Annotated in this window: 18 protein-coding genes and 1 pseudogene; 6 read left to right on the plus strand and 13 right to left on the minus strand. The window is 73.8% G+C overall.

The window, feature by feature from the left end:
- The first annotated feature begins 50 nt into the window (after window positions 1-50).
- Both LP52_RS05735 and LP52_RS05740 read left to right on the plus strand, forming a co-directional pair.
- The gene (locus tag LP52_RS05735; RefSeq protein ID WP_040271357.1) at window positions 51-881 is read left to right on the plus strand and encodes a glutamate ABC transporter substrate-binding protein; all 831 of its coding nucleotides are present in this window, start codon (window positions 51-53) and stop codon (window positions 879-881) included.
- 251 nt (window positions 882-1,132) lie between these two features.
- Window positions 1,133-1,432, plus strand: a complete 300-nt coding sequence (locus LP52_RS05740) for a DUF6221 family protein (protein WP_040271358.1) — start codon at window positions 1,133-1,135, stop codon at window positions 1,430-1,432.
- Between the two features lie 13 nt (window positions 1,433-1,445).
- Here LP52_RS05740 and LP52_RS27105 read toward each other — a convergent pair whose 3' ends face one another.
- Together LP52_RS27105 and LP52_RS05750 are read right to left on the minus strand one after the other, a co-directional pair.
- Entirely contained in the window at window positions 1,446-1,841 is a 396-nt protein-coding gene (locus LP52_RS27105; RefSeq protein ID WP_157036221.1) for a hypothetical protein, read from the minus strand.
- Between the two features lie 772 nt (window positions 1,842-2,613).
- The gene (locus LP52_RS05750) at window positions 2,614-3,969 is read right to left on the minus strand and encodes a dihydrolipoyl dehydrogenase family protein (protein ID WP_040271362.1); all 1,356 of its coding nucleotides are present in this window, start codon (window positions 3,967-3,969) and stop codon (window positions 2,614-2,616) included.
- A gap of 334 nt (window positions 3,970-4,303) precedes the next feature.
- Here LP52_RS05750 and pgi point away from each other — a divergent pair, with 334 nt between their 5' ends.
- Window positions 4,304-5,998 (plus strand): glucose-6-phosphate isomerase, encoded by a 1,695-nt coding sequence (pgi, locus tag LP52_RS05755; RefSeq protein ID WP_394298184.1) that lies wholly within the window; start codon window positions 4,304-4,306, stop codon window positions 5,996-5,998.
- Between the two features lie 137 nt (window positions 5,999-6,135).
- Window positions 6,136-6,738, plus strand: coding sequence for a histidine phosphatase family protein (locus LP52_RS05760; RefSeq protein WP_040271365.1), 603 nt, complete (start codon window positions 6,136-6,138; stop codon window positions 6,736-6,738).
- Between the two features lie 66 nt (window positions 6,739-6,804).
- Here LP52_RS05760 and LP52_RS29095 read toward each other — a convergent pair.
- Both LP52_RS29095 and LP52_RS05770 read right to left on the minus strand, forming a co-directional pair.
- Window positions 6,805-7,900, minus strand: a pseudogene (locus LP52_RS29095) (IS30 family transposase).
- Between the two features lie 78 nt (window positions 7,901-7,978).
- Window positions 7,979-9,457, minus strand: a complete 1,479-nt coding sequence (locus tag LP52_RS05770) for a sensor histidine kinase (RefSeq protein ID WP_052809483.1) — start codon at window positions 9,455-9,457, stop codon at window positions 7,979-7,981.
- Between the two features lie 177 nt (window positions 9,458-9,634).
- On the opposite strand from LP52_RS05770, the gene LP52_RS05775 reads away from it, so the two are divergent.
- The gene (locus LP52_RS05775) at window positions 9,635-9,865 is read left to right on the plus strand and encodes a hypothetical protein (RefSeq protein WP_040271366.1); all 231 of its coding nucleotides are present in this window, start codon (window positions 9,635-9,637) and stop codon (window positions 9,863-9,865) included.
- A gap of 126 nt (window positions 9,866-9,991) precedes the next feature.
- A complete protein-coding gene (locus LP52_RS05780) occupies window positions 9,992-10,738 on the plus strand; it encodes a YqeB family protein (RefSeq protein WP_040271367.1) in 747 nt (248 codons plus the stop codon).
- Window positions 10,739-10,755: 17 nt separating this feature from the next.
- Here LP52_RS05780 and LP52_RS05785 read toward each other — a convergent pair whose 3' ends face one another.
- The 9 genes from LP52_RS05785 to LP52_RS05825 form a co-directional block, all read right to left on the minus strand.
- Window positions 10,756-11,352, minus strand: a complete 597-nt coding sequence (locus LP52_RS05785) for a VanZ family protein (RefSeq protein ID WP_202966048.1) — start codon at window positions 11,350-11,352, stop codon at window positions 10,756-10,758.
- 456 nt (window positions 11,353-11,808) lie between these two features.
- Window positions 11,809-12,258: an SRPBCC family protein gene (locus LP52_RS05790; protein WP_040271371.1), complete on the minus strand. Its 450-nt coding sequence runs from the start codon at window positions 12,256-12,258 to the stop codon at window positions 11,809-11,811.
- Window positions 12,259-12,416: 158 nt separating this feature from the next.
- On the minus strand, window positions 12,417-13,034 hold the full coding sequence (locus LP52_RS05795) for a bifunctional 4-hydroxy-2-oxoglutarate aldolase/2-dehydro-3-deoxy-phosphogluconate aldolase (RefSeq protein ID WP_040271372.1): 618 nt from the start codon (window positions 13,032-13,034) through the stop codon (window positions 12,417-12,419).
- Between the two features lie 115 nt (window positions 13,035-13,149).
- Complete coding sequence (locus LP52_RS05800; protein ID WP_084722933.1) at window positions 13,150-14,322, minus strand: NAD(P)/FAD-dependent oxidoreductase; 1,173 nt, start codon at window positions 14,320-14,322, stop codon at window positions 13,150-13,152.
- A 238-nt stretch (window positions 14,323-14,560) separates the two neighbouring features.
- A complete protein-coding gene (gene sigJ / locus LP52_RS05805) occupies window positions 14,561-15,664 on the minus strand; it encodes an RNA polymerase sigma factor SigJ (protein ID WP_238580746.1) in 1,104 nt (367 codons plus the stop codon).
- A gap of 112 nt (window positions 15,665-15,776) precedes the next feature.
- Complete coding sequence (locus LP52_RS05810; protein WP_040271374.1) at window positions 15,777-16,373, minus strand: methyltransferase family protein; 597 nt, start codon at window positions 16,371-16,373, stop codon at window positions 15,777-15,779.
- A 289-nt stretch (window positions 16,374-16,662) separates the two neighbouring features.
- Entirely contained in the window at window positions 16,663-17,223 is a 561-nt protein-coding gene (locus tag LP52_RS05815) for a DUF4232 domain-containing protein (RefSeq protein ID WP_052809484.1), read from the minus strand.
- A gap of 219 nt (window positions 17,224-17,442) precedes the next feature.
- Entirely contained in the window at window positions 17,443-19,584 is a 2,142-nt protein-coding gene (locus LP52_RS05820; protein WP_052809485.1) for an intein-containing Rv2578c family radical SAM protein, read from the minus strand.
- A 92-nt stretch (window positions 19,585-19,676) separates the two neighbouring features.
- Complete coding sequence (locus tag LP52_RS05825; protein WP_084722934.1) at window positions 19,677-20,561, minus strand: metallophosphoesterase family protein; 885 nt, start codon at window positions 20,559-20,561, stop codon at window positions 19,677-19,679.
- Window positions 20,562-20,866: the final 305 nt, after the last annotated feature.

A 20,866-nucleotide genomic window follows, 5' to 3' on the forward strand; every position in this document is an offset into this window, starting at 1 on the left:
CAGGAGGGCGGAGGGGTGCAGCGGAGGACCGCGAAGAAAGGCGAGGGCCGATGGGACTGCGCCGACTGCTGACCGCGGCCGCCGCCGCGCTGGTGCTGGCCGCGTCGGGATCGTGCACCGAGGCCGTGGGCCGGCCCGCCTCGATCACCGACGCCGAACGCTTGCGCATCGGCGTCAAGACCGACCAGCCGGGGCTGGCCCTGCGCGCCGACGACGGCACGTTCGCCGGCTTCGACGTGGACGTGGCCCATTACATCGCCGACGAGCTGGGTGTGGAGCGGGCCGAGGTGGACTTCACCGGGGTGAGCCCCCAGGAGCGCGAACAGGTGCTGGTCCGCGGCGAGGTCGACCTGGTGCTGGCCACCTACTCCATCACCCCGCTGCGCAAGACCGTCGTCGCGTTCGGCGGGCCCTACTACGTCGCCCACCAGGACATCCTGCTCCGCGCCGGCGACACCTCCGTGGCGGGCCCGGCCGACCTGGAGGGCAAGGTGCTGTGCCAGGGCGCCGACTCCGACTCCGCCGACCGGATCATCGGCGAGCGCGGCATCGCCGCCGAGAGCGTGGAGCGCCCCACCTACGGCGACTGCATCGACCTGCTGGCCGCGGGCGAGGTCGACGCCGTCTCGACCGACGACCTGGTCCTTGCGGGCTACCTGGACACGGCACCGTCGTCGTTCAACCTGGTCAACGCGGCCTTCACGAACGAGAAGTACGGAGTGGGCATCGCCAGGCAGGACGTCGCCGGCTGCGAGGCGGTCAATCGGGCCATCACCCGGATGTACCAGGACGGCACCGCGGCGTGGTTGCTGCGCAAGTGGTTCGGCGACAGCGGCCTGGACATCAACACCAGCGTTCCCCAGTTCGAGGGGTGCGTGTAGGGCTCGGCGCAGTGGGGCCCGTGTGTGCATGCCGCGCTCTTCTACGGAGCCGTCACCACCGGCCGCAGCGGATATCCGTACAATCTGCGGACCACTGCCATACAAGGAGTGAGGTACGGGCATCGGGGGAGAAACCCCGCGGTGGGCCGACGCGGCGCGCGCCGCTGCTCCGAGGTCGGTGGCAGCGGTGGAACGCCCGGGCGGTCGGGGGCGTCGATGGGAGTGGACTCCGGCGGAAGGAGTGGAGCAGGGTGACGATCGTCGAGTTCCTCAACGCGCGCTTGGCGGAGGACGAGCAGGCCGCGCACGCGGCGTCGCCGGGTACCGGCGGGCCCGAGCGCGTCCGCGCCGACGTCGCCGCCAAACGCGGCATCGTCGAGCAGTACACGGCCACCTACCGCGAGTGCATGGACACCCTCGACAACGGCGCCCAGTCCGCCGCCGAGGAGGACGGAGTCTGGTCGGCGCTGCACGCATGGCGCCGCGCGCTGGAGCACCTGGCGGCCGTCTACGCCTCCCACCCCGACTACGACCCGGCCTGGAAAAGCTGAGCCCCCGACGGCGTCAGTCGGCGCGCGCGGGCGCCTGCGCCTCGGGGCGATCGAGGGCGGAACCGGGAACCGGCCAGCGCCAGCCCCACGCCCACAGCGCCACCCACAGCCCCGGCGCCACCAGCACCGCGCCGAACAGCAGCAGGTAGAGCGGCTCCACGGACTCCAGGCGCCCCTGCACCACGCCGCCGACCAGCAGCAGCACGCTGAACACCGCGGGCCACCACGAGACCCGCGCACAGGCCGCGATCGCCGCCGCCGCTGCCGCCTGCACCGCCCCCGCGGCCAGCAGCGGCCACAGCAGCGGACCGTCCAGGAACCCGGCGCCGAGTCCGGCGGGCTCGGTGGACGCGGCGCCGACCGTCGCCGACCGCGCCAGTGCGGCCGCCACCTGCACGAGTACCGCCACCCGCAACCACCACAGGGCAGCGGGACGCCACGCGGAGCCCAGGGCGCGCAGCCACGATGCCGCCGTGCTCGGTACCCTCTGCGCGCGGCGGCGCCGCGCGGGCTCCTGGAGCGCACCGGCGCCCGGCGGCACCGGGGGGCGGGGCAGCGGCGTCCGGACCGGGACGGCCGGAAGCGCCGGAACGCGCTGCGTGGGAACGCGGGCCGAGGCCTGTGCCGGCTCGGGTCCGCCGGGAGGCGGCGGACCGGCGGACGGAGGCACCGATCGGCCCGACGCCCCGGCGCGTGCCCACCGCAGCGGGGCGGCCGCAGCCGACGACAGCGCGGACGCCGCCGACGCCGAGGAAGCCGAGAGCCCTCGCACCGCCGGCGGGCACAGCCGCGCGCCGTGGATCACAAGCAGGGGCACGGGCCAGGCGGTTCCCGCGCGCCGCGCAGCCCGGCGGCCCGCGCGCCCGGCTGTCTCGGCTCTCATCAGGACCGCCCCTCGTGCCGTCGGCTCTTCGCGGGCCGAGTCTGCCCGGCGCCGCGCCGCCCGTCGTCCTCCCGCAGGCGGCACCGCGCCTACCGCACCGGGCGCAGGTCCCGTGCCCGAGCCCACTCCCGGCGCCGTATCCCCTCGATCCGGGCGGCGCACCACGGCACGACCTGGACCGCGATTCGAAAAAACTCCTCTGTCCGACTGTGGCATCGGTTACACGTGCGCGCCAGTCTCCGGACGGGTCGAGCTCGATCGGGCACCCCTCTGCCGGCCCGCGAGGGCCGCCCCGCTGTCACATGTCCAGCGCCTCGACCGCCAGCATGTAGCCCTCGCTGTAGGTGGGGAACTGGAAGACGCCTTCGCGCAGCCGGTCGATCCCGATGCCCTCGCGCACCGCCAGAGCGGCCGTGTGGATCCATTCGCCCGCCAGCGGGGCCACGGCCCACGCACCCAGGAGCCCGCGGCCGGTCCGATCGGCCACGACGCCGGCGTGGCCCCGCGGCGAGGTCTCATACGTCCAGGGCCGGGCCAGCCCTTCGGTGAGGTCGACCTCCGCCGACACCGGGTCGTACCCCTCCTTGCGCGCCTGCTCGGCGGTCAGCCCCACCGCGGCGATCTCGGGATCGGCGAAGACCACGCGCGGAACGCCGGTGTACTCGGCGGTGCGGTCGCCGCCGAGGATGTTGGAGGCGACGATGCGGCCCTGGTACTTCGCGACGTGGGTGAACATCGATACGCCGGTGACGTCGCCGACCGCCCACAGGCCCGGCGCCGCCCGGCAGCGCTCGTCGACCGCAAGACCCCGGCGCCCGGTCTCGACGCCTACCCGGTCCAGCTCCAGGCCCTCCAGGCGCGGGCTGCGCCCGGTGGCCAGCAGCACCACGTCGCCGACCGCCTCGGAGCCGTCGTCCAGCTCCAGCACGCTTTCGCGGCCCCGCCGGTACGCACGGCGCGGCGCGGTCCCGGTGCGCACGTCGACGCCGTCGCCGCGCAGCGTCTCGGCCGCCAGTTCGCCGACGCGCGGCTCCTCGCGGTCCATCAGCGCGGGGCCGCGCTGCACCATCGTCACCGAGCAGCCCATACGGGCGAGGAACTGGCCCAGTTCCACTCCCACGGCGCTGCCGCCGACCACCACCGCGCTGCCGGGGATCTCCTCGAGCGTGGTGGCCTGCCGGTTGGTCCAGACCTCGACCTCCTCCAGGCCCTCGATCGGGGGCTTGGACGCCGACGACCCGGTAGCCACGATCACATGCTCGGCCGTCAGCCGGTGCCCGTCCACCGCCACCACCCACGGGTCGCGGTCGACGAGGTGCGCGCTGCCCCTGAAGACGGCGGCGCCCTGGGACCGGTAGCCCTCAGCCTGCTTGGAGTCGTCCAGGTGGCGGATCATGGTGTCGCGGTAGGACCGCATGCCCGCCCAGTCGGGGTGCGGCCCGTCCAGCCCTGCCACTCCAGCGGCGCCGGCCGCGGCCTCCAGCGGGCGCAGGAGCGTCTTGGAGGGGATGCAGGCCCAGTACCCGCACTCGCCGCCGATGAGTTCGCGCTCGACCACGGCGACACGCTTGCCGGCCTTGATGAGCTGCGATGCGGCGACCTCGCCGCCCGGTCCCATGCCGATGACCACGGCGTCGTATTGATCGTTCACCATACGGATGCTCCCTCTGCTCGCGTGCGGCCCGCCTCGGGCGGGACGCGACGGGTGCCGCCTCGGCCGGGGCGGCCCGTTTCCCGGTATGCCACGGTCGGCCTCCCGGCGGGCCGTGGCGCGCCGCGCTGCCACCGACTCCCCTACCCGGCCCCGCACCGGAACCGATCCCGCCGCCGGTTCGGGACGCGGGAAACCCCGCGGGAGGAGTCGGGGCGCGACACGGCGCGCAGCGGGGAGGGCAAGCGTGCATGATTCCGGGTAGTGGTGTGCTCCGGCGGCGTTCGACAGGACGCTCGGCCGACGGCGGCCCGCAGAGCACGACATCCGAACGGACATGCGAGGAGCGAGACCGATGCCCGACACGACCGCGAACGAGCGCACGCGCCCGGACCGGCTGCCCGAATGGACGGCGCTGGCCGAGCACCGCGCGAAGCTCGGGGACGCGCACCTGCGGGACCTGTTCGCCGCCGACCCCCAACGCGGCGGCCGCTACACCGTGCAGGTCGGCGACCTGCACCTGGACTACTCCAAGCATCTGGTCAACGACGAGACCCTGCGGTTGCTGCACGCCCTGGCCGACGCCTCCGACGTCGCCGGGCTGCGCGACGCCATGTTCCGCGGCGAGCGGATCAACACCACCGAGGACCGCGCGGTGCTGCACACCGCCCTTCGCGCGCCGCGCGACGCGGTCGTCGAGGTCGACGGCGAGAACGTGGTGCCCGGGGTGCACCGGGTGCTGGATCGGATGGCGTCCTTCGCCGACCGGGTGCGCTCGGGCGCCTGGCGCGGGCACCGCGGCGACGCCATCACCGCCGTCGTCAACATCGGCATCGGCGGCTCCGACCTCGGGCCTGCGATGGCCTACGAGGCGCTGCTGCCCTACACCGCCTCCGAGACCGAGGGGGAGGCGGGGATCGAGGTCCGCTTCGTCTCCAACGTCGACGGCGCCGACCTGCACGAGAAGCTGCGCGGCCTGGACCCGGCGACCACCCTGTTCATCGTGTCCTCCAAGACCTTCACCACAGTGGAGACCCTCACCAACGCCACCTCGGCACGGGCGTGGCTGCTGTCCGGGCTCAACGGCGAGGTGGAGGCCGTCGCGCGGCACTTCGTCGCGGTCTCCACCAACGCGGAGAAGGTCGCCGAGTTCGGCATCGACACCGAGAACATGTTCGAGTTCTGGGACTGGGTGGGCGGCCGCTACTCGCTCGACTCGGCGATCGGCCTGTCGCTGATGGTGGCCGTCGGCCCCGAGCGCTTCCGGGAGATGCTGGAAGGGTTCCGGATCGTCGACGAGCACTTCCGCACCGCCCCCGTCGAGGCCAACGCCCCGATGCTGATGGGGCTGCTGGGGGTCTGGTACGGCGCCTTCCACGGCGCCCAGTCGCACGCGGTGCTGCCCTACAGCCACTACCTCACCCGGTTCCCCGACTACCTCCAGCAGCTGGAGATGGAGTCCAACGGCAAGTCGGTCGACCGTGCGGGCCGACCGGTGACCTGGCCGACCGGCCCCGTCGTGTGGGGCACGCCCGGAACCAACGGGCAGCACGCCTACTTCCAGCTGCTGCACCAGGGCACCAAGCTGGTGCCGGCCGACCTCATCGGATTCGCGCGCCCGGTGCCCGGCATGGCAGCGGAGCTGATCGCCCAGCACGACCTGCTGATGGCCAACATGTTCGCCCAGGGCCAGGCACTGGCCTTCGGCAAGACCCCCGACGAGGTCGCGGCCGAAGGCGTGGAGCCCGAGCAGGTTCCGCACCGCACCTTCGGCGGCAACCGGCCCACCACGACCGTCCTCGCGGGCGAGCTCACACCGTCGGTGCTGGGACAGCTCATCGCGCTCTACGAGCACAAGGTGTTCGTGCAGGGCGCGGTCTGGAACGTCAACTCCTTCGACCAGTGGGGCGTCGAGCTGGGCAAGGCGCTGGCCAAGCGCATCGAGCCCGCCCTGACGTTGGGCGAGGAAGTGCCGGGGCTGGACTCCTCCACGGCGGCCCTGGTCAGCCGGTACCGGTCGCTGAACGGGTGACGAGCCCCGCCGGCCCTGCGCGGCGGTCCGGCCGCCGCGCAGGGCCGAGCGGCGGGCGGGACCATGGGAGCCCGTGCTCGCCGGTAGCGAAGCCGGGAAGGCCGGGGAGTCCGCGAACATCTTTGGAAGGGAGCCGCGTGGGAGGACTGCTGCTGATCCGCCACGGCGAGACCGAGTGGAGCGTCGCGCGCCGGCACACCGGGCGCACCGACGTACCGCTGACCGAGGAGGGCGAGAAGCAGGCGCGCGCCCTGCGGCCGCTGCTCTCCTCCTACCGGCTGTCGCGGGTGCTGACCAGCCCGCTGCAGCGGGCGAGCCGCACCGCCGAGCTGGCGGAGCTGACCGGGGTCGAGACCGACCCCGACCTGATGGAGTGGGACTACGGCGGCTACGAGGGCATCACCACCGCGGAGGTCCAGCGGGAGCGACCGGGCTGGAACGTCTGGCGCGACGGCGTGGTGCCGGGCGACGCCGAGCACCCGGGCGAAAGCGTGCAGGACGTCGGAGCCCGCGCCGACCGGGTGCTGGAGCGGCTGCGCCCGGTCCTGGAGGACCCGGAGGCCGACGACGCCGCGTTGGTCGCCCACGGCCACCTGCTCCGCGTCCTCACAGCGCGCCGCCTGGGGCTGGCGCCGGAGCACGGCGCCCTGTTCCGCTTGGAGACGGCGGCGACGGCGCGCCTCGGATGGGAGCACGGCCGCCCGGTGCTCACCGACTGGAACACACTGCCCCAGCCCTAAGTAGCGTTGATCTTGTACCTACCGTCATTAGCAGCGCCTTGGTGTCAACTGGTGAGTGCAAGCGGGTCAGGTCGCCTGGAGCACCTCGTTGAGGCGCCGGGCCGGGGTGCTCCATCCCAGGGTCTGGCGCGGCCGGGTGTTGAGTTCGTGGGCGACCCGGTCCAGCCCCTCCTGGTCGATATCGTCGAAGTCGAAAGCGCCCTTGGGGAAGTACTGGCGCAGCAACCCGTTGGTGTTCTCGTTGCTGCCCCGCTGCCAGGGCGCATGCGGATCGCAGAAGAACACCGGGCAGTCCGTGGCCACCGTGAAGGCCGCATGGCCGGCCAACTCCACACCCTGGTCCCATACCAGCGAGCGCCGCAGATGCCGGGGCAGGCGCCGGGCCAGCCCGCTCAGCACCGCGGCCACCGCGGCCGCATCGCGCCCGCGGGGCAGCGACCCCAGCAGCACATAGCGGGTCGAGCGCTCGACCAGGGTGGCGATGGCCGAAGCGGTTCCCGCGCCGATGACCAGATCGCCCTCCCAGTGGCCGGGCACCGCCCGATCCTCAGCCTCGGCCGGGCGGGCGGGCGGAGATATGCAGCCCCCGCACCCACGGCTTGCGGTCGGCTCGGGCCGCCCGGGACTGGGGGTGGCGCCCCGCCCGGCCGCTGCGTAGCGCCTCCCGCCCGCCCGCGGCGGTGACCCGCTTGAGCTCGGCGCGCAGACCACCGCGGGACTGCACGTAGATCGCCTGATAGATCGTCTCGTGGCACACCTGCATCTCCGGCCGGTCGACAAACGCCTCCGTCCGCAACCATGCCGCGATCTGCTGGGGAGACCAGCACCGGCGCAGCTTGGCCAGCACCACCCGCCGCAGCCGCCCCGCGATGGCCAGCGCGGCCGGCTTGGGTCGGCCCAGCCGCTTGTCAGCGCGCCGCTGGGCCCACTCGGCCCGGTAGCCCACCCGGTAGCGCGTGCGCCGCGCGTCCCCGCGCGCCAGCGTGGCCGGCAGCGGATTCTTCCCCCCGTGCTTGGCCGAGTGGTTGCGATCGAGTTCGCGGCCCACCGTGGAGACGGCCACTCCCAGCGCCTGGGCGATCTCGCTGATCGTGTGCCCCAGTCCCCACAGATTCTCCAGCACCTGCCGGTGCCCCGGCGTTAACGCACCCGGCTTCGCCACAACAGCCTCCCCAGCACAAACCATCGTTTGCACTGAACAGTAGAGACCGCCCGATTTCTCGTGACCGTAGGTACAAGATCAACGCGGTCCTGGGGCACCCTCCTCCTCGCTCCAGGGCAGCCAGGCGCGCAGGTGGAAGCCGCCCGCGTCGTCGGGGCCGTGGGTGAGCCGTCCGCCGGCGAGCGTGACGCGTTCGGCGAGCCCCAGCAGGCCTTGGCCGCCCGGTGCGCCGGGCCCGACGGGGGCGTCCGGCACCTCCGGCGCCTCCGGTCCGCCCGGTCCGCCCGGTCCGGCCGCGAGCGCTTCCCCTGCCTCGGCGGGTGCGTGCGGCGCGCCGGGGTCGTGCCGAGCCGGAGCCGGCCCGGCGGCGTCCGCTGCGACGGCCGAGCGGCCCGCGCCATCCGGACCCTCCCCACCGACCGGACCGCCGGTCCCGCGGCCGACCGCCGCCTCCGCGGCCGCGTCGCCACCGCCCGATCCGTCGGCGCCGCCGCCTCCGGCGCTGGGAGCTGAGTTGCCGACCTCCACCGACAGCCCTTCCCCCGCAGCGCCGCGCAGGGCGACGCGCACGCGCGCGCCCGGCGCGTGGCGGCGGGCGTTGGTCAGGCCCTCCTGCACGACTCGGTACGCCGTGCGGCCCGCGGTGTCCGGTGGGCGGCCTGCGGCCTCGTCGTCCAGTTCGACGCGCATCCCGGCCGCCGCCGACTCCGAGACCAGCCCGCGCACGTCGGCCAGGGTCGGCTGCGGCAGCTCGCCCACCGGGGCGCGCAGCACGCCGATGACCTCGCGCAGGTCCTGCAGCGCCCGGTGCGAGCTCTCTCGGATGACCGCCGCCGCGCGGGCGACTTCCGCTGCCGGCGCGTCGGGGCGGTACTCCAGGGCGCCGGCGTGCACGCTCAGCAGCGACAGCCGGTGCCCGAGCACGTCGTGCATTTCGCGGGCGATCTGCTCGCGCGCGTGCATCTGCGCCTGCTCCGAGCGCAGCCGCGCCTCGGACTCGGCCCGCGCCGCCCGCTCGCGCAGCGACAGCACAAGCTGGCGCCGGTGCCGGATCACCGCGCCCCAGCCCAGCACCGCGACGACCATCACGGCGGTGAACGCGACGATCCACTGCATTTCACCGGGATCGGCCTGGCGCTGCGGGGGAGCGAGTCCGCTGAAGAGCAGGAAGTAGGCGGCCTGTCCGGCCACCGTCGCGGCGCCGCACAGCGCGGCGGTGCGCGCGGAACGGTGCACGGCGACGGTGAACAGGACGGCGAACTGGGCGCCGTCGGCGAGCGTGGCGTAGGCGGACAGCGGTATCAGCCCCAGCGCCAGACCGACCGGTCGGCGCCTCCGCAGCCACACCGCCGCGCACGCGACCGCACCGACGACCTCCTCGCGCAGCAGCGCGGTCTCGGAGACGTCGGGGTCCTCCGTCAGCGCGATCGCCCACGCCAGGCCGTAGATCACCGCCGCCAGGAACAGGCCGGTGTCGGCGGCCCACTCGCGCGGCCCGCGCCTGCGGCGGGGACCGGCGGGCTCCGCACTCGGGCTGGGTGTCCGTGGGCCCTCCATACCTCGAACCTAACCCGCCGACCGGCTCCCGCCGGGCGGCCGCGGGCAAGCGGCCGACCGGCGCCGCGGCGGCGAATACCTTCGGATGACAGCCCCCGGCCGGCGGGCGACCGAAGTCGCCCGATCCGATACCGGCGGCCGACGCGCCGCACGGCCCGCGCGCCCTAGCGTCGAGGCATGACACGGACAGCCCGGATCGCGGGCCTGGTCGTCGGAGCGGCGCTCTGCCTCCAGGGCGCCGTCGGACTCGCCGGCGCTCTGGGAGCAGGGGTGTGGGATGCGGCGGAGCGGCTGTCGATCGTGGGGCGGATGCCCTGGCTCGCCGACTACGCGGTATTCGCCAACGCGTCGCTGCTGGTCGCGGGGATCGCGATGGTCACCGCAGCGGCGCGGCTCGGGGACCGCTGATCCGGGAGTGGCCGCTGCGGAAGAGCAGCGGGGGCAGGGGGGACGGCCGGTGACGCCGGTCGTCGCGGTATCGGAGTCGAGGAGCGGGGGAGTTTCGGACACGCTATGGCTGAGGAGAGAGCTGGCATGAAACCGGAGGCGTCGGCACCGGGCGGAGCCACGGTCGTCGCGCCCGGCACGGGCGAGCGCGTCCTCATGTGGGGCGGGTTCCCGCTGCTCGGTGCCGGGCTCGGCGCGCTGGTGCGGAGCCTGGTCGGCTGGCTCGCGACATGGCCGTGGGTGCCGTTGGAGGGGCCGGTCCAGCTGATCGCCGCGCTTCCCGATCTGCCCACCCGCATCGGCGGCGCCGCGGTAGGGCTGGTCGCGGGGCTTGTGCTGGCGTTTATCGGCGAAGGCGAGTCCGGCACGGTGACCGTCGGCGACGACGCCGCCACCGTCGAGCGGGGAGACCGGCGCATCACCTTCGCGCGGTCGCGGACCCGTGCCGTGTTCAAGGACGGCAAGCGCTTGGTGGCACTGGGACCGGACACCGAGGAGCTCGCCGGGCAGTCCACCGACCTGAGCGAGCGCCGGCTGGCCGCGGCGTTCCGCGCGCACGGCTACCCCTGGCACGAGGGCGGCGACCCGCACGCGGCCGAGTACCGGCGCTGGGTCGAGGGAATCCCCGATCTTTCGGCCGGGGCGCACGCGCTGTTCGCGGCGCGGGAGCGCGCGCTGCGCAAGGACGGCTCCGAGGCGGCCGCCGACGCCGAGGAGTTGCGCTCGGAGCTGGCCAAACTGGGCCTGGTCGTCCGCGACGAGCACAAGAAGCAGTACTGGCGTCCTGTCCCTCAGCGGGGAGGAGCCGACGAGGCCGGCTCCGGCGGGGAGTGAGCGGAGGGAGGCGGCGGCTACCGGCGCCTGCGCCCGTGGACGGCGCGCGAAATCCGGCGGCCCAGCAGCAGGTAGCCGATCAGGGCCCCCGTGGTGTTCAGGATGACGTCGTCGATGTCGAAGGCCCGGCCGCTGACGAGTGCCCCCTGCACCGTCTCCACGAGGAGCATCACCAGCGCGGTCAGCACGACGGTGCGGACGATGCGGCGGAAGCCGGGGTAGAGGACGGGCAGCAGGAAGCCGAACGGCGCGCCGAGCACCAGGTTGCCGCCGACCTGCTGGATCGCTTCGCGAGCGGGGGCGTCCAGGTAGAACTTCAACGACCAGCCGGGTTCCAGGTTCGTGTGGGTGTGGCCGACGGCGCCGGGAACCGGCGTGAGCGTGATCCGCGCCAGCGCCACGGCGAACGCGACCATCCCCGCGAACGCGGCGAGGACGACCACTGCGCGCAGCACGGCCAGGCCGAACCGGCGGAGCCGGCCGGGTCCACCGCCGTGGCCGTCGGAGGAGTCGGCCGGGGCGCGGTCGTCGGCCCCCGCCATCTCGGTGGCGGCGACCACCCCCGCATCGTCGGCCGGGGCGTCGTCACCCCGTTCTTCGGATCGCTCAGCCACGTCCCACCCACGGGTCTCGGTCCTCCGGAGGCCGACGGCGCTCCGCCTAGCCAGTCAGGTCATGCGTACAGCATGTCCCTGTGGAGGGGGAATGCCCTTCACGGCCACGATCGGCTTCCCGTCCGCCGGAGGGGCGGAGCGGGGCGGCGAGGGCTGGCGGGGGGACGACGGGACGACGGGGCGGCGTCAGGCGGTGCGGGTGCGGATGCGGTGGTGCGGCCCCGGGCCACCCGGCGCCGTCGCCGTCCTCGTCGGGCGCCCGGGCTTGCGCCGGTGGGACCGGTGTCAGCGGGACCGGCTTCCGTCGGCCGCCCCTCCGCTGTGCTCGCTGCCGCCGCGCGCTCGGCCGGGGCGGGGCGGGCGGGACCGGCCGGCGGCCCGCCGCCACCGGCCGCCGCGGCCACCCCCGGTCCCGGACCGGCACGGTCAGTCCCCTTCGCCCTGTCCCACCCGTCTTCAGGCGCCTGCGAGATACGTGGCGCAGCTTTCCAGGAGGTACTCGGTTCCCTGGCGGGAGATCTTGGCGGTCTTGGGGCTGTCGCAGACCTGGTGGACGGTCAAGCGGGTGCGGCCGTCGCCCAGGTCGGCGAACTCGAAGGTCATGCTCTGGGGTTCCAGGCCGGCCCCGGGGGCCGCGCCCATGGTCTCCACCAGGCGGCGGTGCTCGACGACCTCGACGTAGCCGCCGCTGATGGAGTGCACCTCACCGGTGGGCGTCTTGATGTCGGCGCGGTACTCGCCGCCGGGGCGGACGTCCAGGACCACCGACTCGGGGACGGCGTTGAACACCTGGGCGAACGCCGCCGGCTCGGTCCAGGCGGCCCACACGGCTTCGACCGGAGCGTCGAATTCGCGGGTGACGGAGTAGCTGCTGTTCTCGGCCTCGGTGGTGGGCGTCTGGGACATGTCGGTCTCCTCGGCTCTGCGCGGCTGCACCGCGTTCAACGTGCTGACAGGGGAGACCGTCGGGCACGCGGGAACTCATCGCCGATCGGGGAAGTTCCGCGGACACGTTCCACCGGTGCCCGTCCCCGGCGCCGTAGCCTGCACCGGCAGGTCGGCGCCTACCGCGCGCCACCGGACCCCGCCGCCTCGACCAGGGCGGCGAATCGGTCGGCGTCGGCGATGGCGGAGCCGACCGCCACGACGTCGGCGCCCGCTGCCAGGTATTCCGCGGCGTTGCCGGCGTCGACGCCTCCTGTGGCCACGATCCGCAGATCCGGGAACGGTCCGCGCATCGCCGTCATCCACTCCGTGCCCAGCGGCGCCGCCGGGAACGCCTTCACCCACCGGTGCCCGTTCCGGAGGGCCTGCTGGATGTCGGTGGCCGTCGCCACCCCCGGAAGGTGCGCCATGCCCGCCGCTCGGGAGGCGGCGGAGACCTCGGCGTCGAAGCCGGGCGCCACGGTGAATACCGCTCCCGCCTCGCGGGCCGCATCGACGTGCTCGGGGGTGATCACCGTCCCGGCGCCGACGTGCTGTCCCCGGGCGGCGCCGGCCTCGGCGACAGCGCGCAGCGCCTCCACCGCCTCGGGAGTCTGCACGGGCACCTCGACCGCGTCGACGCCCAGGTCCCAAGCCCGCTCGGCGAAGCGGAGGGTGCGCTCACGGGACATGCCCCGCAGGATGGCCATGATGCGGGACCGTGAGAAGAGCTCGTCGAACAGCGTGTCCTCGCCCATGGCGCTCCTTGCCTCTCGCTGACTGCCCGGGGCGGCCCCATGCTTGCACACGGCCCCGCCCGCCCCGGCGCCCCCGTCGAGGCCGGGCGGGCGGGACGCGCGGCGGTGCCGTGCTCTACCGGATGCGCGGCAGGTAGGGGCCGGGGTGTCGGACGGCGGTGACCACGCCGCGGGTGATCGCCTCCTTGAGCGCGGCGGAGGGACGGCCGGTGAGCGCGGCGCGCACCGGGGTGTCGTCGAAGCGCAGGAACTGGGTCACACCGTCACGCCGTCCCAGGCTGATGTTGACGGCGGCGTACCCCAGCCAGACCCGGCGCGGCGTGCGCCCGCGAGCGACGTCGGCGACCACGTCGCCGGCCCGCATGCCCATCGGAAGCCCCGTCTGGCAGGTCATCCGCGACACGCCGCCCCGCGTCGCCGCCGCTGCCGCGTCTCCCGCGCCGACGACCTCGGGGTGGGAAACGGACCGCAGGGACTCGTCGACGAGCAGGCGTCCGTCGCCGTCCACGGCGAGGCCCGCATCGGCGGCCAGGGAGTGGACCCGGAAGCCCGCGGTCCACACGAGGGTGTCGAAGCCGATCGGGTCGGATCCCTCGACCAGCAGCCGCCCGTCCTCCACGGCGCTGACCTCGGTGTGCTCGCGCACGGCTACACCCAGCCGCTGCAGCGAGCGGCGCAGGTAGCGCAGGGAGCGCGGCGGCAGCCAGTCGCCGACCGCCTCCGCGGAGACGAGTTCGACCCGGGCCCGCGGATAGGACTCGGCCAACTCGCTCGCCGCCTCAAGACCGGTCAGTCCGCCGCCGGCCACGACGATTCGGTGGAGCTCCGCTCCGCTCCGGGCCGCCTCCGGGGACGGCGGCCGGGCGGGCGCGATCGCCCCGGCGGCTCTCGCGCCTGCACCGGCTGTGTCCTCTGCGGTCGCGGCCGCGGGGAGGGATTCGACGCGGGGCGGCGCGGTTTCGGCGCCGCCGAGACGGGCGGCGAGGTGGTCGCGCAGCCGAGCGGCCTGGTCGGCGTCGGCCACACCGAACGCGTACTCCTGCACGCCGGGCACGCCGCGGGTGTCCCAGGAACTGCCCAGCGCGTAGACGAGCGTGTCGTAGTGCAGTCGCCGGTGCGCTCGCCGGCCGTGCCGCTGTTCGGCCAGATGCACGGTGCGCGAGTCGGGGTCGATCCCCGTCACGCGTGTGATGACCGTTTCGACGCCGCTTCCCCGAAGCAGGTCGGCGATGCGGATGTCCGCGAGCCGCTGGCCGGCGGCGACCTGGTGGAGGCGGGTGCGCTCCACGAAGTGTTCGGAGGCGTTGACGAGGGATGTCCGCCGGGGCGGTACGCAGTCGCCGGGCGGCGCGCCCGGCGGCGGCCATGCCTGCGAATCCCGCGCCCAGGACGACGATGCGGTGGCGTGTCATGGTCTCTTCCTTCCGCGTTCCTGCTGTGGTCCGCGAAAGTTGAACCGGCGCCGCGCGCCCACCGTGACAGCCGGAGCGGTGGCCTGCGTCACACGATCCGGGCCGGATGTCCGCTCAGCCCGCCGGCTCCGTCTCGCCCTCCCCGCCTTCCGGGTCCGCCTGCCCCGCGAGGAACGCCAGCTTGCCGGGAGGCAGCACGACGCGTACCGCCGTGATCCTCCCGTCGGGAGCGGTTTCCAGCCACATGACGCCGGAGAGTTCGCCGCCGACCCGGAGTATCGCCGCGGTCTCGCCGTTGACCGCCCTGACCTCGGCCTCAAGCCCGGCCGCTTCGGGGCGTATGCCCACGACGGACGCGAAACGCGCCACCTTCGCGCGCCCGGTGATCGGGCGGGGCGCCGCACGGACCGTGCCGCCGCCGTCGGTCCAGGCGACGACGTCCTCGGCGAGCATCCGCTCCAGCGAACCCACGTCGCCCTCCACGGCCGCGGCGACGAACCGCTCGACGATCCGGCGCTGCTGTGCGGTGTCGGCGGCGAAGCGGCGCTGGGGCGCGCCGACGTGCTCGCGCGCACGCCGCAGCAGCTGCCGCGAATGGTCTTCCTCGACGTCGAGCAGTTCGGCGATCTCGCGGTGCGTGTGGCCGAAGGCCTCCCGCAGCACGAAGACGGCGCGCTCGGGCGGCGTGAGGCGTTCGAGCATGACCAGCACGCCCACCGACACCGAGTCGCGCTGCTCCGCGGTCTCCATGGGGCCGAGCGCGCCGTCGTCGATCAGCACGGGCTCGGGGAGCCAGGGGCCGATGTAGCTTTCCCGGGTCGCCCGCGCCGATGTGAGCCGGTTCAGGCAGAGGTTGGTGACGACCTTGGTCAGCCAGGCCGCGGGTACCCGAACGGCGGAGGCGTCGGCCGCGTTCCAGCGCAGGAACGCGTCCTGTACGGCGTCCTCGGCCTCGGCCGCGGACCCGAGCATCCGATAGGCCAGCCCCAGCATCCGGGGACGCTGTTCGTGGAACAGCGCCGCCTTGGCCGAGTCCGACAGCGGGGCGGAGGGCTCGGGCGCGGCTTCGCCGCCGTCGCCGCGGGCCGCGTGCGCGGCGGCTGTGTCCATGGTGCCGGCGTCGGCCCGGCCGCCGTCGCCCGCCGGCGCCGGTGAAAGGGGCCGCGGTTCGGGATCGGGATCGGGATCGGGATCGGGATCGGGGCGCGATGGGGCCACACGACGATGCTAATCCTGCCGGTTCCGCCTGCGCGGCCGCCCCGCATGAACGGGTCGGCGGATCGCGTGACCTGCGGGTCGGTCCGGCGCGCAAGGCCGGAGCAGCGGGCGTTCACGAACGCAGGCGTCCCACGAGCGGCACGAAGCGGCCGGTCCGGGCGGCGTAGTCGCGGTAGGCGTCGCCGTGGACGCGCAGCAGGTGCGGTTCCTCGACCAGGCGGACTTGGATCTGCACGGCTGCGACCGCGAGAACGAGCCCGATCGCCGAGACCGCATTGGGGACCAGCAGCAGCATGCCGGCGAAGACCGCCGCGACGATGCTGAAGATCGGGTTGCGCACAAGGCGGAACGGGCCGGCGGTCACGAGGTCGGTGTGTTCGCCGCTGTCGACGCCCACGCGCCACGACGAGCGCATCGAGCCCTGGGCCACGGGGACCGCGACCAGGGCGAGGGTGAGGACCGCGATCCCGGCGCCGGTCGCGAGGCCGGAGTCGAACAGGGCGGGCACGCCCAGCAGGGCGGCGACCGGCGCGGTGAACCCTGCCAGGAGCGCGGCGGCGAAGGCGAGTTTCCCCCACCACTGGACGCTGCCCGGCGGAGCACCCATGCGCAGTCCGGCGTCGCCCGTCCGGCGGCGGTGCCGCCACGACTGCACCCCGAAGGCGACGACGAACAGAGCGGTGAAGTACGCCAGTGCGATCCAGGCCATGGGGGCCGCCCTCAATGGATACAGGGGATTATGTATTCACGGATGAGTGAACCATATTCGGGGCGGACCGGCAACGGCTCCGGTGGCGGCATCGATGCGCCGCCGGGCGTTCGGGGAGGGTGCGGCCGGGGTGCAGGGCGGCCGCTTCCGGACATAGGGCGGTCGCGGGCCGTCGACCGGCCCCACGGCGGCGGGCAGGCCGGCGCCGGATGCGACGGCAGCGAGCGTCGGAGCGCTCCGCACGCTGCCGTCCCCACCCTTGCCCACCCGGAGCGCCGGGCGCGCGGCCTCAGCTGTAGGGGCTGGGCGTCACCGGCGAGACGCCGGTGTCCTCGATTCCGGTGTTGGCGCAGACGTCGATGCCCGGGCCCATTCCCGCCCGAGCCCCCTTTTCGTCCGCGCCGACGAAGAAGTCCAGGCCGTAGATCTCGGTGGGCTCGCACTCCTCGGGGGCGTGGTTCCCGGCACGGGCGTGGCCGAGGGTGAACTCGGCGACGTCGCCCTCGTCGAGGACGAACGGCTCGCCCGGCTCGCCGCGCTGGACCGCCCAGGAGCCGATCTGCTCGCCGTCGATGTCGACCCAGCGCACGTCTACTGTGCTCGGCATCAGGCACGCGCCGTCGCCGTCGTGGATGCGGTCCAGCGCCATCTCGAAGTAGACGGTGCCCGCAGCGCCGTGGCGGCCGTTCTCGATGAGTTTGAAGTGGTGGGATCCGCAGGTCGGCACCGCCTCGGCGGTGTCCGCGGCGGCGAGCGGCGCGCCGGCCGCGAGCGCGGGCAGCGCGGCGCCCGCCACGACGGCGGCGCGCAGTCGGCGGGCGGTACGGGACGCAGGTGTGGACACGGACATGGTTCCCCCTTCGCGAATCCCCCGTTCGGGCGGCTCTCATATCACTCGGTGTGACGGCCGATCGGGGAGAGGGGTTCGCCGAATCACGCGTACGGCGATGGCCTGAATCGGACATCGTCGCAGGTAAACCTGGGTCCTGTTCCGAATGCAGGGTGCCGAGGGAACGTGGAGTGTGCACAAGGTGTGCACCGGATCGGTGCGCCCCTGCGGCCGCCCCTGTCACATGTCGATGAGCGGCAGTTGCTCGCCGCCCTGGGCGCTCCCTCCCGCCGCCGGAGCCTCGGCGGGGTCGGGGCGGTGGCGCGGCCTGTCGCCGCCGCCCGGGTGCACGAGGCCGTGGCGGCGGGCGGCGTCGCGGACCCGCGCTCCGATCAGATCGCGGTAATCCCTGGGCGCGTAGGCCCCGCGGCCGTAGAGCTCGCGGTACTTCGGCACCAGGTGCGGATACTCGCGGGCCAGCCACTGCAGATACCACTCCCGCGCGCCGGGGCGCAGGTGCAGCACGATCGGGGTGAGGCTCGCGGCACCGGACTCGGCGATCGCGGCGACCGTCGCCTCGATCTGCTCGGCGGAGTCGGTCAGGCCCGGCAGGATCGGCGCCATAAGCACCGAACAGCTCAACCCGCGGTCGGCGCTGCGCCGGACGATGTCCAGGCGGGCGTCCGGGCGCGGAGTACCGGGCTCGGCCGAGCGCCACACCGTCTCGTCGAGGGAGCCGACCGAGACCGCCAGCCCGACGTCGGTGACTCGGGCCGCCTGTTCGAGGAGGTCGAGGTCGCGCAGGATCAGCCGGCCCTTGGTGAGGACGGAGAACGGGTTGGCGAAGTCGCGCAGGGCAGCGATGATCTGCGGCATCAGCCGGTAGCGGCCCTCGGGCCGCTGGTAGGGATCGGTGTTGGTGCCCATGGCGATCGGCTCGCCCGACCACCGCGGATTGGCCAGCTCGCGGCGCAGCAGCTCGCCGGCGTTGACCTTGACCATGATCTTGGAATCGAAGTCGTGGCCGGAGTCGAGATCGAGGTACTCGTGCGTACGCCGGGCGAAGCAGTTGTGGCTCACCACCCCGTTCGCGAGGAAATCGCCGGTACCGGTCGTGATGTCGTACAGGGTGCGCTCCTCGCCGGTGTCCTCGATCGACACGACGTCGAGCTGGGCGTCCGACGTGAGCGCGGCATCGTCCACCCGGCGCTTCCGACTGACGGCGGGGTCCGTGGTGTGGAAGAAGCGCAGCCGCTCCCGCAGCCCTCCGGTCAGCCGTACCACGCGCATGTCCGGCGCCGCGGCAGGGACATCGAGCGTGTGGTCGAAGTCGAAGCGCTTCAGGCACAGGCGGACCGCGGTCGCGATCTCACTGTCGGAGCCGGAGATGCGAAGGACGCCCGGGGAACACTCCCCTTCCGCATCGAATACCCCGGCGAGGAACCCCTTGCGCCATTCGTCGCACGGCGCTGTCGGCCACTCCACGATCTCGGAGATGCGCTCGGACGAGGCGCGCTGGGAGCTCCGTATCGCCGGCATCGGTCGCCGGTCGGCCGCCGCGGCGGCGAAGTCGAATCCGTCCGTGCTCACGCCGAGGTCGGCGAGGAAGTCCGCGGCGCGAGCCAGGGCCTCGTCGTCGGCCGGTGCCAGGCGGAACCGGAACGCGCGGGCGCCGTCGGCCGAGTGACCCGCTCGGGGAGGGCCGGATTCGCCGAGATGCGCGTCACCGCGAATGATCCCGCGGAGATAACCCTGCTTGTAGGAGGCGGTGACCTCCGGGGGACTCGCGTAGTGGCCGGTCCCCAGCAGGCCCATGCCTTCGGTGAGGTGCGGGCGGCGCCTGTGACCGGACATGCCGCCGGTGACGTGTTTCCAGCCGCGGCGTGTGAGGAACCGGTGGTCGCCGCTGGCGACGAGCGTCGTGCCGTCCGCCAACGTGATGCGGTAGGCACGCTTCACCGTCTGCCAATGCGCCTGCACCGTCGTCGGCGTGCAACGCCGGTAGGAGCCCGCGCGCCGCGTTCCGTAGATCCGGTCGCCGACCCGGAGCTCCGCCAGTGGTGTGGTCCGACCGTCCGCCATGAGGATCGGGGTCTCGCCCGACAGGCAGTACACGCATGCATGACTGCATCCCCGGTAGGGATTGACGGTCCAGCGGAACGGGACCGAGGCCTCGCCGGGGACGCGGTTGATGATCGAGCGCGCGCGGATCTCGACGGCCACGGCGTCGCCTCCGTCACCTCCGAGGACCGGGCCCGGGCCGGGATCGCCCAGCCCGGCCCGCCCCGTGCCGCGCTCCTGGCCGGAGGGCTCGGGTGCGACGGCCGCGCGATCGAACAACGCGAGATCGTCGTGCTGGTCACGCAGGGATTCCCAACGCATACCCGCTATACGAACACACGTTCGAACACCTGTCCAGTCGCCCTCCACAGCCCGGTGTCCAGGAGCGCGGCCGACCGGCGCCCCGGCGGTCCTCAGGCCTGGGTCGGCGCGGGCAGCACCTGGTAGAGGCGGTTGTCGGGGACGGGGCGGCTCCGCCACTCCCGCGGGTAGCCCACCGAGACCTCTTGGAACCGGACCCCGTCGTGGTGGGTGACCCGCGGAATGTGCAGGTGGCCGTAGACCACCGCGGCGGCGTCGTACTTCGTGTGCCAGTCCGCTGTGTGCACGCTGCCGCACCACTGGGCGAACTCGGGGTAGTAGAGGACGTCGGTGGGCTCGCGCACCAGGGGATAGTGGTTGACCAGCACGGTCGGGCCGCTGATTTCCGAGAGGCGGCGCCGGCTGTACTCCAGGCGCGCCCGGCACCACTCGTCGCAACTGGGGTAGGGGTCGGGGTGCAGCATGAACTCGTCGGTGCACACGACGCCGGTGCCGCGGGCATAGGCGAGCCCTTCCTCCTTGGTGGAGGTGCCGGGCGGATGGAAGGTGTAGTCGTAGAGGGTGAACAGGGGCACCACGGTGACCGGGCCGCCGGCTCCCCGCCACACGGGGTAGGGGTCCTCGGGGGTGTGTACGCCCAGGTTCCGGCAGATGTCGACGAGTTGCTCGTAGCGCTGGACGCCGCGCAGTTGGCGGGGGTCGCGCGGGGTGGTCCACAGCTCATGGTTGCCGGGCACCCACACCACCTCGGCGAAGCGCTCCCGCAGCATGCCCAGCGCCCATTCGACGTCGGAAGGCAGTTCGCCGACGTCGCCGGCCACGATCAGCCAGTCATCGGCGGTGTAGGGGCGCAGCCCTTCCAGCACCTCGCGGTTGCCGCTGTGGGACACGTGCAGGTCGCTGATGGCCAGCAGGTGCGGCTCGGCGCCAGGGGCGTCGGCGCGCGCGGTTCGGTCGGTGGAGTCGTGTTCGGGCATCGGCGCTCGGCTCTCCCTGGTTCGGCTCGGCTGCCGTCACCGGAACAGTCTCGGACACCCGCCCGCGGCGCGCGCATCCGGCCCGGGCGATCCGGGCTGCGCGCACGCATCGGCCGCTGCGAAGAGCAGGCGCGCGCCCGCCCTCAAGACGCCGCCCGCCCTGTGGACGGGGCCAGCGCCGACGGGTCCGCGCAGCCTAGAGTGGTTGTCAGGGGGCGCCCCCGGGGTCACGCTCGCGGGCGGACCCGCCCGAACACCGGCTCCACACACGTCGGTCGGCCCCGCAACGCGTCGACGGACCTCCC

Source organism: Streptomonospora alba (genome assembly GCF_000826685.1).
GTDB classification, from domain to species: domain Bacteria; phylum Actinomycetota; class Actinomycetes; order Streptosporangiales; family Streptosporangiaceae; genus Streptomonospora; species Streptomonospora alba.

Bases quoted from the DNA above. Each gene is read 5' to 3' on its own strand.
- LP52_RS05775 (WP_040271366.1), top strand. From the start codon at position 9,635: ATGACACGGACAGCCCGGATCGCGGGCCTGGTCGTCGGAGCGGCGCTC.
- LP52_RS05795 (WP_040271372.1), bottom strand. From the start codon at position 13,034: ATGGGCGAGGACACGCTGTTCGACGAGCTCTTCTCACGGTCCCGCATC.
- LP52_RS05810 (WP_040271374.1), bottom strand. From the start codon at position 16,373: ATGGCCTGGATCGCACTGGCGTACTTCACCGCTCTGTTCGTCGTCGCC.
- LP52_RS05825 (WP_084722934.1), bottom strand. From the start codon at position 20,561: ATGCCCGAACACGACTCCACCGACCGAACCGCGCGCGCCGACGCCCCT.
- LP52_RS05790 (WP_040271371.1), bottom strand. From the start codon at position 12,258: ATGTCCCAGACGCCCACCACCGAGGCCGAGAACAGCAGCTACTCCGTC.
- LP52_RS05735 (WP_040271357.1), top strand. From the start codon at position 51: ATGGGACTGCGCCGACTGCTGACCGCGGCCGCCGCCGCGCTGGTGCTG.
- pgi (WP_394298184.1), top strand. From the start codon at position 4,304: ATGCGAGGAGCGAGACCGATGCCCGACACGACCGCGAACGAGCGCACG.
- LP52_RS05750 (WP_040271362.1), bottom strand. From the start codon at position 3,969: ATGGTGAACGATCAATACGACGCCGTGGTCATCGGCATGGGACCGGGC.
- LP52_RS05780 (WP_040271367.1), top strand. From the start codon at position 9,992: ATGAAACCGGAGGCGTCGGCACCGGGCGGAGCCACGGTCGTCGCGCCC.
- LP52_RS05815 (WP_052809484.1), bottom strand. From the start codon at position 17,223: ATGTCCGTGTCCACACCTGCGTCCCGTACCGCCCGCCGACTGCGCGCC.
- LP52_RS05770 (WP_052809483.1), bottom strand. From the start codon at position 9,457: ATGGAGGGCCCACGGACACCCAGCCCGAGTGCGGAGCCCGCCGGTCCC.
- LP52_RS05820 (WP_052809485.1), bottom strand. From the start codon at position 19,584: ATGCGTTGGGAATCCCTGCGTGACCAGCACGACGATCTCGCGTTGTTC.